Origin of the sequence: Pseudomonas sp. GV047 (genome assembly GCF_003058245.1) — a bacterium.
In the GTDB taxonomy this organism is placed as follows: Bacteria; Pseudomonadota; Gammaproteobacteria; order Pseudomonadales; family Pseudomonadaceae; genus Aquipseudomonas; species Aquipseudomonas marginalis.
Genome location: NZ_QCWA01000011.1, coordinates 1 through 12,786 on the forward strand (window position 1 = coordinate 1; position 12,786 = coordinate 12,786).

Sequence of the window (12,786 nt, forward strand, 5' to 3'; positions counted from 1 at the left end):
ACCAAGCGTCCGGCTTCGTCGTACTGATACGCCGTCACCGCCCCCAGCGGATCCTGCTCAACCGTCAGCCGGCCTTTGGCATCGTAGGATTTGAAATGCTGGGCACCGTCCGGATCAATCCGCTGCACCAGCCGCGCCCGGTCGTCATGGGCGTACACTTCCTGACTGCCATCGGCGTTATGCAGCGTGACCCGGCCGTCGTCCCCCCAGGCATACCGCGTGTCCATCTGGGAAAAACTGGCCCAATGCCGGACACATCGCGCGGCCTTGCCCGCCCGTTCCCATTCCCAGAAGAAACTCGCCCCACCGGCCAGTCCGCGCTCAAGAATCACGTGCTGATCGTCGTAGCGATAAACCTCGCTTTCACCTACCGCATTGGTCGCCGAGACCAGTCGGCCAGCGTCGTCGTAGGCGTAGGAAACGACGGTCTGCTCGGTAATCCAGACATACGGGCCACGGCCTTCGGCCCGCTGCACCTGGTAGTCCACCGCGACGATGCGGGCCGACGCATAGCGCAGGAACAGCGCACACCCCGCACCGTTATCCAGCCGCTCAATCCGCCCCAGAAAATCCCGAGAAATCCGCAGCCGGTTGTCGTACGCATCACTGATCGAGACCAGCACACCGTCGCGAAAGTGATAAAACCGCGACGCCTGGGCCAGCACCAGTTCATCCGGCGACGCGCCCAAATAGATCGCGGCTTCGGCCAAACTATTGGTGATGGCGGGTCGAGCAACAGTCGGCAGTGGAAACCCAATCGAGCGGTTCTCATGGTCCGTCCACACCACCGAATCGCCCGACACCACCAGCCGATGCGCCAGCGAATGACTCCAGCCAAATCCCAGCCCGACATCCACTTCCACCGCACTGGTGCGATACAACCGTGTCCACTCGAACGGCAAGATCCCATCCAACGTGCCGTCGGTGAGGGTGAGCAATTCCTCCCCGGTAACCATCGACACGGGGCAGCCGTTGGTGACGGTCTTATCCGAAGGGGCCGCCGCATCCCCGTTCGGGTTTTTCCCCGAAACAGGCACATCATCGACAGGCTCCTGCCTGACCAACACGGTCTTCTGTGTCTTGTTACGAACCGCCGGCACGGGGTTCGAAACCACATGCTCCCCCGCCTTCAACGGTGCCACCGGTACGGTCTTTATCGCTGTCGCGGGGCCACCGAGCAGCAAAGGCTTCACTGCCTCGACATGCGCGTCCAACGTCGGTCCCACCAACTGATCAGCCAGCCTCTCCAGCCACTGGCGCGCTCGTCCGGATTTGATATGTCCCAGCACCTGAGCGCCCAGGCGAATCTGCACGCCCATGCCACGGGTCGCCCAGATCAGGAACAGATTGATCAACACCTCACCGCTGATCTCGCCCAGCACTTCATACAGCTCGGGCGGCGGCAGCAGGCGTAGCCAACTGACCATGGCCGACAGGTAGATAAACAGCAGCGGCTCATCGCTGAGCACCAACAGCCCCCTTGCGATGGCGTCGTTGCCCAGCCTCAGCAGTTCATCGAGTTCAGTCTGGGAGATGTAGGCCAACAACTTCTGGCTGTTGGCCTTAAGGTCCGCCAACAAGTCATACAGCTGCTTGACGTTGTCCCACAGGTTGTAGAGCGCCTTGGCCATCCCGCTTGAAAACGCCAAAGCTTGCATCGCGCTACGCTCGGGCGGCGTGGCGTTGGCGAAGTCGTCCCACAGGGGCTGGAAAGTCTTGGTCCATTCCTCATGCAGGCGACTTTCCAACCCTGCGATCACCGATTGATAAGACCCATACAGCGCCTTGACGTGATCCTTGGAAACGTTGGGATAGAAGGTGATTTGGTACGGCTGGTTGCGATCACACTCGGTGATTTCGAGGATGCCGCCGGGGCCGATGGTCCGATGCAGTGGTGCGCCGAGCGGGCTGCCATCCTGGGCAATGGCTTGCAGCATCACCGGCGTATTGCCGATCGGTACAAACCGAGTGCTTTCGAACATATGCACCAGGGTCAGCGATCCCTGGGCATCGCACCTGGCGACGGTGTTACTGGGGGTTTTGGAGGAAGCCGGCGCCACCAGCGCCACCTCTTCCCCAACTTTGAACACCTGATCCACTTCCAGTGCCGAAGCGCTCAAGAACCCCTCGGCCCACTCATCAAAGGTGTTCAGGCAATCACGCAAGTCACGAAAGACGCGCTCAACGTCTAGCGCCTTGGCATCCATGGGGGCCAGGACAAAGCTGGCAATCACGGGAATCAAGAGGCCGCCCCGACGACCAGGGCATTGACGGGTAGGTGCATCGGCGGTCCCTCGCACTGAATGATCAGGCGAGAGACTTTGGAGAGGTTCGTCAGGTAAAGAAGTCGGCGCTATTCGCCAGGACGGCTAGGAGGGTTCGCCAAGACTTCGGGTAAACGCAGAGTTGATCGTAGGAGTCGGATTACAGGTGGAAAAGCCCTACAGCTTCAGTTGCCCAATCGCCTTGCTCAACTCACCAGCCAACGTTGCCAGCTCATTGCTGGTGGTCGCCGAACCCACAGTTTGTTGCACGGTGTTCTCGGTCACATCACGAATGCTCACCACTGCGCGGTTCATCTCTTCGGCCACGTGGCTTTGCTGTTCGGCGGCGACGGCGATCTGGGTGTTGCTTTCACGCATTTGCGCCACGGCGCTGGTGATTTCGGCGAGCGCTGTGCCGGCTTCCAGGGCTTGTTGTACGCAGTCGTCGGCCTTGAACGAGCTTTCCTGCATGAAGTCCACCGCGTCGCGGGTGCCGGCCTGCAGCGCCGAGACCATCCGAGTGATTTCGTCGGTGGAACTTTGCACGCGCTTGGCCAGGTTGCGCACTTCGTCGGCGACCACGGCAAACCCACGGCCCATTTCCCCGGCGCGAGCAGCTTCGATGGCGGCGTTGAGGGCGAGCAGGTTGGTCTGTTCGGCGATGCTGTGGATCACACTGACCACGCTGTTGATTTTCTGGCTGTCCTCGGCCAGTTTCTGGATCATTTCGGCGGTCTGTTGCACGCCGGAAGACAGGCCGGCGATTGAATGCTGTACGCGGGTGACCACGTCCTGACCGCTGCCAGCGAGGGTGTCGGCGGCCTGGGACAAGTCGCGGGTGGCACCGGCATGTTGAGCGATATGGTAGACGGTGGCGGTCATTTCGTTGATGGCGGTGGCGGCCTGGTCGGTCTCGCTTTGCTGGCCAAGCATGCCGTGTTGTACCTCATTCATGCTGCTGGCCAATCGAGCGGCACCCTCGTCCAGAAGCCTGGCGGTGCGCGCCACGGTGCTGACCACGCGCTGATAACCGGCTTGCATGGCATTGAAGGCGCTGGCCATCTGGCCGACTTCATCCTTGCAGGCCAACGGCACGCGGGCCGACAGGTCGCCGGTTTTCTCCACGTGCAGCATCACGTCCTTGAGGGTGTTGAGTTGGCTGAGCAGGAAGCGGATCAGCAATTGCGAGGCGCAGAGCATCGCCAGCATCAGGATCAGCACCGCCACGGCATAGTTGGCGAAGCGTTCACTGAATACCTGGCTCAGGCTGGGGGCGTGGGCGAGCACGGCGATGTATTGCCCATCAGGGCGGGCGATCACTTCGGCGCCCATCAGCGTGTTTTCGCCGAACAGCGGCATGGGGTTGAGTTCGACCCAACCCGTGTTGCTGCTCAGGGCTGACAGATCCTGATCGGCCAGCTGTGGGACTTGGCCGCGGGCAAACGTCAGCCAGTGCTCGCTCTTGGGCAGGGCCTTGTCGGCCGGCCAGGCTCCGAGCAATTGCGCCTGGGCCTGTGCCGAGGCCTGGGACGCATGGCTGCGCGATTGCTGTTCGAGATGCACGGCGTACAGCACCAGGAGCAGGGTCGTGATAAAGGCGACCGCGTTGACGGCCCAGAATTTGTATTTCAGCGAGATATTGCTAAGCCAGGCACCCATGGAAGGTTTTCTCTGATAGCGGAAACAGCATTGGCAAGGTGCCATTATTGTGCCGCTACTCCGCAAAGCGGTTTTGACATGGGTCAATGCACCGCATCAATCCACGGCAGGCAGCCCAAAAAACGCGCGGGCACAGGCGGTGCTGTGCTGAGCCAGGTCCTCGGCCGTTTCGTTGCGGTGCAGGGCGACTTCGCGCAGCACTTCCGGCAGGTAGGCGGGTTCGTTACGGCCGTTTTTCGGCTTTGGACGCAGGGTGCGCGGCAGCAGGTAGGGCGCATCGCTCTCCAGCATCAGACGACCACGGGGAATTTCCCTGACCAACGGATGCAGGTGCGTCCCACGGCGCTCATCACAGATCCAGCCAGTAATGCCGATGTGCAAATCGAGATCGAGGTAGCTGAACAGCGCCGGTTGTTCGCCGGTGAAGCAATGCACCACGGCGGCGCTCAGGTGGTCGCGGTAGTCCTTGAGGATCTCCAGCAGGCGCTGGTTGGCGTCGCGCTCGTGGAGAAACACCGGCAGTTTCAGCTCAACCGCCAGAGCCAAGTGCTCTTCGAGGACTTTTTCCTGTTGCGGGCGCGGAGAGAAATCCCGATTGAAATCCAGCCCGCATTCGCCCACCGCACGTACGCGGCTTTCGTTGAGCAAACCACGCAGGCGCCTGGCGCTATCGCCGTTCCAATCGCTGGCGGAGTGGGGGTGGATGCCGGCCGTGCTGAACAGGCGCTGGCCGCTGTCATCGAGGTTGACGCACAGTTCCAAGGCCTGTTCGCTGCCGTCGACGCTGGTGCCGGTGAGCACCAATTGTTGCACCCCGGCGGCATAGGCGCGGTCGAGAACGGCCTGGTGCTTCTCGTCGAAACTGGGGTTGGTCAGGTTGACGCCGATATCAATGAGTTGCATGGTGCTATCTCCGCCTGCGGCCGGAAAGCATATCAGAGCTGTAGATTTATAAGAAAAACGAAGAACTACAACGAGTTATAGCTGTCTTTGAACGTCGCAAGTGACATCGTGATTGGCTGCACGCCTTGCACTGTGCCACCGTTGCGCGTCTTGCCAGCGCTTAAAGCGCTCTGTTTCTGACCCCCAACGCCTCGTTTTTCGCGAGGGTGTTGGCCAGTATTCTTTCCGGAGAGCGGATGATCCGACCCTCGGCGTTGCTTATGTTGTGCCTGACGCTGCTGCTGCCCGCGGCGGCGCTCGCGCGTCTGGACGGGCCGCTGGAAGTGACCAGGCCCGGCAAGGTGCGCGACCTGGCGGAGATTCGCTCGAGTCGCACCCTGCGTGTACTGGTGAACCAGAGCCGTAACAGTTCCGGCGAGGTCCAGGGCCAGGCCATCGGTGTCGAATACCATCGCTTGCGTGCGTTCGAGCAATACCTCAATGGCCACGCCCGTGATGGCCAGGAAATCAACCTCAAGATCATTCCCAAGGCCAAGGACCAACTGCTCGGCGCACTCGCCCGTGGCGAAGGCGACCTGGTGGCCCCCGGTGAATTGCTGGATGTGAAGGCCGCACACAAGATCAGCACCAGCGATCCGATCGCCAGCGGTGTGCCGTTATGGCTGGTGGGGGTGAAGGGTGAGCGGCGGTTTACCAAGCTGGAGCAACTGTCCGGGCGTACCCTGGCGCTGACCACCGGCAGCGCGGCGGCGGATGCCATCAGCCAGGTCAACCAGAAACTGGCCTTGCACAAACAGCCGCCGGTCAAGGTGGAATGGGTGGACCCGACCCTGGCGGTGGAGGATGTGCTGGAGATGGTCCAGGCGGGCATTTTTCACCTGACTATTGTCGAGAAGCCGATTGCTGAGCGCTGGTCGAAGATCCTGCCCAAGTTGCGCTTCGACAAGCAGGTGGCAATCAGCGAACCGGGCGACGAGTACTGGTTTGTGCGCCAGGATGCCTCGATGCTGCGGGCCAGTATTGATCGATTTCTCAAGACCTATCGCACGCCGTCCGACCAGGATGTGGCATTCCAGCGCATCTATCGGCGCCTCTACCAGGTGCGCAACCCGCTGGCCCGCGTCGACCGCCAGCGCCTGGAAAAACTGCGCCCGGTATTGCAAAAGCACGCCCGTGAGCAAGGCATGGACTGGCTGAACCTCGCGGCGCTGGCGTTCAAGGAGTCGGCTTTCGACCCGGGTGCGCGCAACAGCGGCGGCCCTACCGGCCTGATGCAGATCACCCCTTCGGCAGCGCAGCGGGTGGGCGTCAACAACATCGAAAGTCTCGACAGCAATGTGCAGGCCGGCGCGCGTTACCTGGCGTTGATCCGTCGCAAATTCTTCGCCAGCCCCAAGCTCAACGAGCGCGAGCGCATGGCCTTCGTATTGGCCGCGTACAACATGGGGCCGGAGCGGGTGCAGGGCATGCGCACCGAGGCCAGGCGTCGGGGACTGAACCCCAATCAATGGTTCTTCCAGGTGGAGCGCATCGCCATGGAGCAGGTGGGGATGGGGGGCGTCAGCTATGTTAATAGCGTCAACAAGTACTACTTGGCGTTCGATCGGGAGCGAGAGTCCCTGGAACCGCAGGCGCCGAAAATCGCCTCACGGAAATAATCTATTTTTTCGATGTTAATCAGGCAGTTTTTCGGCTTTTATCATTGCTTAAACTGATTAATATAGCGGCCAACCAACCCCTACTTCGAAAAGGATCCACCCCATGAGCCCAATGATCAAAAGCGTACTGTCCACTCGTGCCGGCTACGGCCTGACCATCCTGCGCATCGTCGTCGGCATCATCTTTGCCGCCCATGGTTCGCAAAAACTCTTCGGTTGGTTTGGCGGCTATGGCCTGGCGGGCACCGCCCAGTGGATGGAAAGCATTGGCCTGGCGCCGGGTACCCTGATGGCGCTGCTGTCGGGCGGAACCGAGTTCTTTGCCGGCCTGGCACTGATCATCGGTTTGCTGGTACGCCCGGCGGCATTGGGCCTGACCATTCTGTCGCTGGTGGCGATCTTCTCGGTGCATATCCATAACGGCTTGTTCATGGCCAACAACGGTTATGAGTTCGCACTGGCCCTGCTGGGCGGCTCCCTGGCGGTGCTGCTGGAAGGTGCTGGCAAACTGTCTGCCGACCGCGCCATCGCCAACTGACACCGGCGCAAAACTCTGAAAAGGCCCACCACTGTGTGGGCCTTTTCGTTGCTCGGGATTCTTGACACCGCCCCACCGGCTTCTCTAGGATGCTGCCCATGCGCCGATTTAAACAGCTAATTGCGGGGCGCCACTGGGTCTTGATAGAACCCGACAGAAGCTTGTTCTCCCCTGGGGAGGCAACTTCGAAATACCGCTAAAGCGCTGGTTCGGTGTTGCCTCTCACCTGCCCGCAGACTTTTGAGGCAGAGACACGACACGATGAATGCACTACGCCCCCTGATACGCCTGGCCCCGATCACCGCGGACCTCACCCAACGCAATCCAAAAATCCTCCTGGGCGGCAAGCATCAGCCTACGCTCTTGCGTTATCTGGACGGGTGGCCACGTCGCAGCGGACGGCCATCGGCATTCTTGATTCAGTTTGTGGAAGATGGCGATTCTCTTGCCCGGTTTGCGAATAACAGCTTCGATCTTGCGGTTATCCAGGCCCCCAGCGCCAGCGACGCGCAGGAAGTCATCCGACAATTGACCCGCATTGCCCGGCAGGGGCTGATTGCCAGGCGTTGAACTCAGTAGAGCGCGACGCTCGCCTGTAGTCGACGCCGTCGATTGCACAGGAAAACCACCCAGGCAACCAGGCATAGCATCAGGGGTATCGCCAGTGCCACGAGCATTTTTATGGCGAACTCCAGGCGATGTACCTGCGCGTATGCCTCGGCTTTCAAGGCATGTAATTCCATTGGCAAGCGCAGTCGCTCCTTGTTGAGTGCAACCAATTGGGTGGTGGTGTCCACGGTCTGGGAGCCGAGCTGCACCTCCGTTGTGCGCAGCATTTGCCATTCATGTTCTGTCCGTAGCAGGCGTTGTTCCAATTCAGTCGCCTTCTGCGTGTAGGCGTGTACGGCGCTGTCGCGCATCCGTTCCAGCCTGTTTGGCGATCTTTGCGCCGACGCGTGCGGGCGAATATTGGTCAGTACATCACTGGCGGACAAGTTATCCAGCGTATTCAAGATAAACAGTGTGTTGCTGTCGGGCGCTGGGCTATTGACTTGATCCGTGAGCAAATCAGTGTCGGCGACTACCACCACATGGATCTGCGCCGCTTTTTGCACTGCTGCCGGCTGTCCTTCCACGTCATCGAGGAATGCTGAATAGGCAGGCCCCTCTATACGGGCTGCAATCACATGGCGTTGTGTTTGGCTGGAGGCCTCATCGGCCGTTGAATCGAGCTCGGTTGCCGAGGCAAGCCGGTCGGTTTCCTGCAACTCGGATTGCAGGGAGCTTTGCAGGAGAGGGGTCAGCGTCGTGCGGCCTTTCTGGCGGCGAAACAGCACGCCGCTGCTTGATACCGTCACGTTATTCAATTTCCAGGTGCTCGGATCGCCTGTGTTCATTGCCTGCCGGGGCAGGTTCAACCTGCCCGGATGCTGCACTGTGAACTTCCCTTTCACAGGTGTGTGCGACGCGGCGTAGCGGTGATCGAGCAGAAACTTGTTCGCCGGCATCTGTATTCCCCAAGCGGCAAGCAAATCAGTCAGTCGGGTATTGGCGGATGGGGTGTTCGAGCTTTGCTCACTAAACGGGTCGATAAATGCCATCAATTTACCGCCCTTCAATACAAATTGTTCAACCGCATATAACGATTGTTCAGGCAGCGCCTGTGGATGCACGACCATGAGCGTCTTGACCTGTTCCGGCACGCGCTCGGTGCTTGCTCCCAGATTGACCAGGTTGAAATGTCGCTGCAGTTCCTTCAACAATCGGCCCGCGGATTCTCCCATCGCCAGCCCTGACAGCAGTCCGATAGCGGGGCGCTCCGGATGCTGCAACTTGTAGATCAAATGACTGATTTCATATTCGAGCAATGGCTCACGATCCAGGCTGAATGATTCGATGCGTTGCGCTCCATAGCCGGCTCGGGTGCCGATCAGGCCCATGAATCCCGCATTGTCGTCGAGGCCAAACAACCTGGCTTTGTAGGCGTCCTCTGAAAAAGGCATGGGATCAATAAGGTGCAGGTTGATCATGCCTTTTGCTGCTTTTTCGTACTCCATCAACCGGTCTTCGATGCGCTTGCCATAGCGTTTCAAGGTGTAGCTTCGTCCAGGGCTGTCATGGGCATTGAAATAATACAAATCCACAGGGTTTTCCAATGACGCGAGTAACTGTCGTACTTGAGGCGATAGGGTATGCGTTTTTCCTTGTGAGAAGTCCCATCGGATATTTGGAATTTTTCCTACCCAAACTAAGTTAAACGCCAGGAATAGTAACAGGATAACAGTGAGTGTCATGCCGGTGCGCAGAGTAGGTCGCATGGAGGGCTTTCCTTCTCAGCTGTGTCTATAGTTGAGAGTGACGGTCGTCGCTGCGAGAAAGGCCAAGATCATGCTGATGAAGTAAAGCATGTCACGAAGCGTGAACTTTCCATTGTCGATAGCGCTGTACCTCGAAAAAGGGCTGAGGGAGACCAGGCTGTCCACCGCCCAGATGGGGGCTTGATGTTCAAGTGCATCGAGCAAATAAGAGAGTGCGCTGACGATAAGCATAAAGCCCACAGTCAGTATGAAAAGGGCAGTGCGTTGCCGTACCAGTGTGAAAATAAAACAACCGACGGCTAGATAACTGCCCGCCAGTAGCCAGCTCGATATAAATTGCGAGGCAATAACGCTGTTGTCCGCCACTCCCAGGTAGTTGGCAATGATCACGAGAGGGAAGGTCAATATCAGGGCTGTGGCCGCCACGACCCAGGCTGCTAGAAATTTGCCGATAACCCATTCAAACGTGGTGATGGGTAATGTTTTCATCAGGTCGAGAAAACCGGCATTGGACTCGTCCGACCAGAGTTGTGCCGCCAGTACTGGAATCAGCAATAAATAGAGCCAGGGGTGTAGCTGGAAGAAAACCTGCAAGTGACTGCTGTCCTGTTCTGGCCAGGCGCTCATGTGCAACCCCAATGCCACGGACAGTACTGAAAAAATGGCAATGCTCAGATAGGTGCCGGGTGTACCGGCGTAGTGGACGAGTTGACGCTTGAAGATGACGGGCAGCAGTTTCAAAGGGGAGTCTCTCGGCTCAGATAATGAACTACGTCGCTGAGGCGACCAGGCTCCAGGCTCAGTGAGTTGATTTTCCAGCGACGATTGGCAATGAGCGTATTGATATGGGGGTAGATGGTGTGCCCCGGCATGGCCAGGACGGTCACCGTGCCGGGTGCGTGCCGATGTTCTTCGATGCCTGCCACCCCCGGCAGTACGGCGAGAGCCAGCAGGTCCAAGGGGGCATCTGCGGCGAGGGTGACCGCCTGGAAATGGCGAGAGTCGCGTTGCAGATCTGGCATGGGGGTATCGGCCACCAGGCGATCACCTGCGATCACCAGGGCGCGTGTACAGAGTTCGGATAATTCATCGCAGTGTCGGGAAGCGACGATCACGGTCATTTCTTGCGTCAATGACTGGATGAGGCTCCTGAATTTGTATTTCTGATCAGGTGCCAGCCCCTCGGTCGGTTCATCCAGTAATAGCAAGGCAGGGGCGTGCAGGATGGCCTGGGCAATGGTGACTTTGCGCTTCAAACCGATGGAGAGAGCCTCGAGGGGAGCGTTGAGCACCGGCAACAACTCCAGTTGCGTAGCGGCATAGTCCACCTGTGCGCGTTTTTCGGTGCCGCGCAGTCCGCGAAGGGCCGCGATGTAGTCAAGGAATTCTTTAACCGACATCGTAGGATGACTGACGCATCTGTGAAGTTGGTAGCCGATGAGTTTTTTTGCTCTTAATGGATGGGCTTTAGTATTGAAGCCTTGGATGTTTATATGCCCGCTGGAAGGCGTGGTCGAGCCCGATATTACGTCGAGAAGGGCCGTTTTAACTGTAGGATTTTCTCCGAATAGTCCCAGGCATTCCTGTTTGTTTGCGCTGAATGAAAAATCGCTGATTATTTTCTTATTGTTTAAATGTTTTGTCAGATTGATGATTTCGATCATTTAGCGTGGTGTGGTCGTGGAGGGAGAGTTTGAAAAGGGTACGAGCAATATCTGTTTTTGGGAACGCCGCTCAGCATTAATAGGAAAAATCCTACGGGCGCGCTAGGCAAGTCGCTGAAACAATTGTTTTGTGTTTTTAACCTTTAATTATTGAGTGATGGTCTGAAGGTTATAGAGACTTTTCGAATTTTGTAATGAGGCCCGATCACCATGATGCTTCTACGTACCCTTGTTCTTGAACGCGACGGTCAAGATGCTCCGGTTAACGGTGCATTGCTCTGTGGGTTTGCTGTAGGCCAGATTGCCTCCAACTTTCTTGTTTATAGCTTGGATGAAGAGGTTGAGCCGGCGAGTTCCAGGGTGTATGTCGCAGCCTTGCGCAAAAAACTTGATCGGTATTTTCTGGGGGGAGTGGAGTCCAAGGAGGACCTGCATGTGGCAATGCATGTTTTCAAGCAAATTCTTACCTCGGCGGCGGCAGGCACTAAAGCCGGTGTTACCGAAACTCAGGTGCCTTATCATTTTATCGATTTAAAAGGCTGCAAGCTGCCGCCTGCGAGGCCCGAAGAGCATCATTCGGTGATCATCAAGAAGGCCCTGGTGATGAAAGTGATCTCCCTGGGAATGTCTGCGCCGGTGCTGCCGGCAATCGAAAGTGCTTCATTAATTGTGCCTTCCATTCGTTTCTCGTCGAAAATGAGTTCATCTGTCAGGGGGGCGAATCCACCCGAGCCTACTCCGCTTCCCGTACCTGAACCTGTCGTAGAAGAGCCCCGGCAGATGTTGGTCGACGCGCCTGTGGCCATCGTCCAGGATGTACCTGTTGTCCTGAATGAGCCAAGCGCCCCGGCGCAGCCGAAGCTTTCGGCGCCCGCGGACGACGACCACTTGTTTGAAGTAGGCAGTACGCTGACCAACCTGGCTCGTGTTGCTCAGGAGCTGGCCCAACAGAAACTCGCTGCGTCGGAGAGGGAAACCGCGCTTGATCAATGGCAGGCCCGCTTGCAGCAGGAGCAAACCCAGTTGGATGAAAGGGTCCGGGATCTGGAGCAGCGCACCGCTCAACTGCATGACCAGTCCCTGGCCGTCAGTCAACGGACCGAAGCCCTGAAGGTGATGACCTCGCAAGTCTCGAGCTTACGCCAGAGCTTGCGGGGCGTGCTGCTTGAATTGGATCAGACGTTGGATAGCTAGACAGGCCTGGCTACTTTCCTGGGTTCATTTATCATCAGCGCCAGCGAACCGACGCCTGGATGTGATTTCCTGCCTTATCGGTACCTATGGACATTGCCTGGGGATGCATGCGTTTGAGTACCAAGCTGATAACCAAAGAAGGTCATGAAGCGCTGAAGAAAGAGTTGGATTACCTGTGGCGCGAAAAGCGCCCGGATACCACGCGCAAGGTGACATGGGCTGCTTCCCTGGGGGATCGCAGCGAGAATGCCGACTACCAGTACAACAAGAAGCTGCTGCGCGAAATCGACCGGCGGGTGCGTTACTTGCGCAAGCGCCTGGAAGACATGCGTGTGGTGGAATACATGCCCGAGCAGGAAGGGAAGGTGTTTTTCGGCGCCTGGGTCGAGATTGAAAACGAACAGGGCGAGACCAAGCGTTTCCGTATCGTCGGCTATGACGAGATTTATGATCGGATGGACTATATCTCCATCGATTCACCGATGGCCCGTGCGCTGCTGCGCAAGGAAGTCGACGATGAGGCCATTGTGCAGACCCCGGGAGGCGAGGTGTGCTGGTGGATCACCGCTATCGAGTACGTGAAGTAAG

Annotated in this window: 11 protein-coding genes; 5 read left to right on the top strand and 6 right to left on the bottom strand. The window is 58.1% G+C overall.

Features of this window, described 5'->3' with window-relative positions; genetic code table 11:
• The 3 genes from C8K58_RS24130 to C8K58_RS24140 all read right to left on the bottom strand — a co-directional run.
• On the bottom strand, positions 1-2,243 hold a 2,243-nt coding region (locus tag C8K58_RS24130), incomplete at its 3' end, for a DUF6531 domain-containing protein (RefSeq protein ID WP_146188256.1).
• 198 nt (positions 2,244-2,441) lie between these two features.
• Complete coding sequence (locus tag C8K58_RS24135; protein ID WP_098480033.1) at positions 2,442-3,923, bottom strand: methyl-accepting chemotaxis protein; 1,482 nt, start codon at positions 3,921-3,923, stop codon at positions 2,442-2,444.
• Positions 3,924-4,019: 96 nt separating this feature from the next.
• Entirely contained in the window at positions 4,020-4,826 is an 807-nt protein-coding gene (locus C8K58_RS24140; RefSeq protein WP_092358477.1) for a TatD family hydrolase, read from the bottom strand.
• 236 nt (positions 4,827-5,062) lie between these two features.
• On the opposite strand from C8K58_RS24140, the gene C8K58_RS24145 reads away from it, so the two are divergent.
• The 3 genes from C8K58_RS24145 to C8K58_RS24155 all read left to right on the top strand — a co-directional run bounded on the left by C8K58_RS24145 (position 5,063) and on the right by C8K58_RS24155 (position 7,592).
• Positions 5,063-6,484 carry a transglycosylase SLT domain-containing protein gene (locus C8K58_RS24145; RefSeq protein WP_027606965.1) on the top strand — a complete coding sequence of 474 codons (1,422 nt, stop codon included), beginning with the start codon at positions 5,063-5,065 and terminating at the stop codon, positions 6,482-6,484.
• 103 nt (positions 6,485-6,587) lie between these two features.
• Positions 6,588-7,022: a DoxX family protein gene (locus C8K58_RS24150; RefSeq protein WP_027606966.1), complete on the top strand. Its 435-nt coding sequence runs from the start codon at positions 6,588-6,590 to the stop codon at positions 7,020-7,022.
• 261 nt (positions 7,023-7,283) lie between these two features.
• Positions 7,284-7,592 (top strand): hypothetical protein, encoded by a 309-nt coding sequence (locus tag C8K58_RS24155; RefSeq protein WP_065924423.1) that lies wholly within the window; start codon positions 7,284-7,286, stop codon positions 7,590-7,592.
• A 2-nt stretch (positions 7,593-7,594) separates the two neighbouring features.
• Here the strand turns inward: C8K58_RS24155 and C8K58_RS24160 are convergent, their stop codons facing one another.
• Genes C8K58_RS24160 through C8K58_RS24170 form a run of 3 tightly spaced genes read right to left on the bottom strand, consistent with a single transcriptional unit; the run spans position 7,595 to position 11,004 of the window.
• Positions 7,595-9,340 (bottom strand): Gldg family protein, encoded by a 1,746-nt coding sequence (locus C8K58_RS24160; RefSeq protein ID WP_098480035.1) that lies wholly within the window; start codon positions 9,338-9,340, stop codon positions 7,595-7,597.
• Between the two features lie 15 nt (positions 9,341-9,355).
• Positions 9,356-10,081: an ABC transporter permease gene (locus C8K58_RS24165; protein ID WP_027606969.1), complete on the bottom strand. Its 726-nt coding sequence runs from the start codon at positions 10,079-10,081 to the stop codon at positions 9,356-9,358.
• Positions 10,078-11,004, bottom strand: a complete 927-nt coding sequence (locus tag C8K58_RS24170; protein WP_027606970.1) for an ABC transporter ATP-binding protein — start codon at positions 11,002-11,004, stop codon at positions 10,078-10,080. Before C8K58_RS24170 ends, C8K58_RS24165 begins: the two co-directional genes overlap by 4 nt.
• A gap of 210 nt (positions 11,005-11,214) precedes the next feature.
• Here C8K58_RS24170 and C8K58_RS24175 point away from each other — a divergent pair, with 210 nt between their 5' ends.
• A complete protein-coding gene (locus tag C8K58_RS24175; protein ID WP_027606971.1) occupies positions 11,215-12,198 on the top strand; it encodes a hypothetical protein in 984 nt (327 codons plus the stop codon).
• Between the two features lie 113 nt (positions 12,199-12,311).
• Positions 12,312-12,785 (top strand): transcription elongation factor GreB, encoded by a 474-nt coding sequence (greB, locus tag C8K58_RS24180; RefSeq protein ID WP_027606972.1) that lies wholly within the window; start codon positions 12,312-12,314, stop codon positions 12,783-12,785.
• The last annotated feature ends 1 nt before the right edge of the window (position 12,786 follow it).

What these genes read in the sequence shown, in the direction of transcription:
- C8K58_RS24135 (WP_098480033.1), bottom strand. Translation starts at nt 3,923, where the DNA reads ATGGGTGCCTGGCTTAGCAATATCTCGCTGAAATACAAATTCTGGGCC.
- C8K58_RS24140 (WP_092358477.1), bottom strand. Translation starts at nt 4,826, where the DNA reads ATGCAACTCATTGATATCGGCGTCAACCTGACCAACCCCAGTTTCGAC.
- C8K58_RS24145 (WP_027606965.1), top strand. Translation starts at nt 5,063, where the DNA reads ATGATCCGACCCTCGGCGTTGCTTATGTTGTGCCTGACGCTGCTGCTG.
- C8K58_RS24150 (WP_027606966.1), top strand. Translation starts at nt 6,588, where the DNA reads ATGAGCCCAATGATCAAAAGCGTACTGTCCACTCGTGCCGGCTACGGC.
- C8K58_RS24155 (WP_065924423.1), top strand. Translation starts at nt 7,284, where the DNA reads ATGAATGCACTACGCCCCCTGATACGCCTGGCCCCGATCACCGCGGAC.
- C8K58_RS24160 (WP_098480035.1), bottom strand. Translation starts at nt 9,340, where the DNA reads ATGCGACCTACTCTGCGCACCGGCATGACACTCACTGTTATCCTGTTA.
- C8K58_RS24170 (WP_027606970.1), bottom strand. Translation starts at nt 11,004, where the DNA reads ATGATCGAAATCATCAATCTGACAAAACATTTAAACAATAAGAAAATA.
- C8K58_RS24175 (WP_027606971.1), top strand. Translation starts at nt 11,215, where the DNA reads ATGATGCTTCTACGTACCCTTGTTCTTGAACGCGACGGTCAAGATGCT.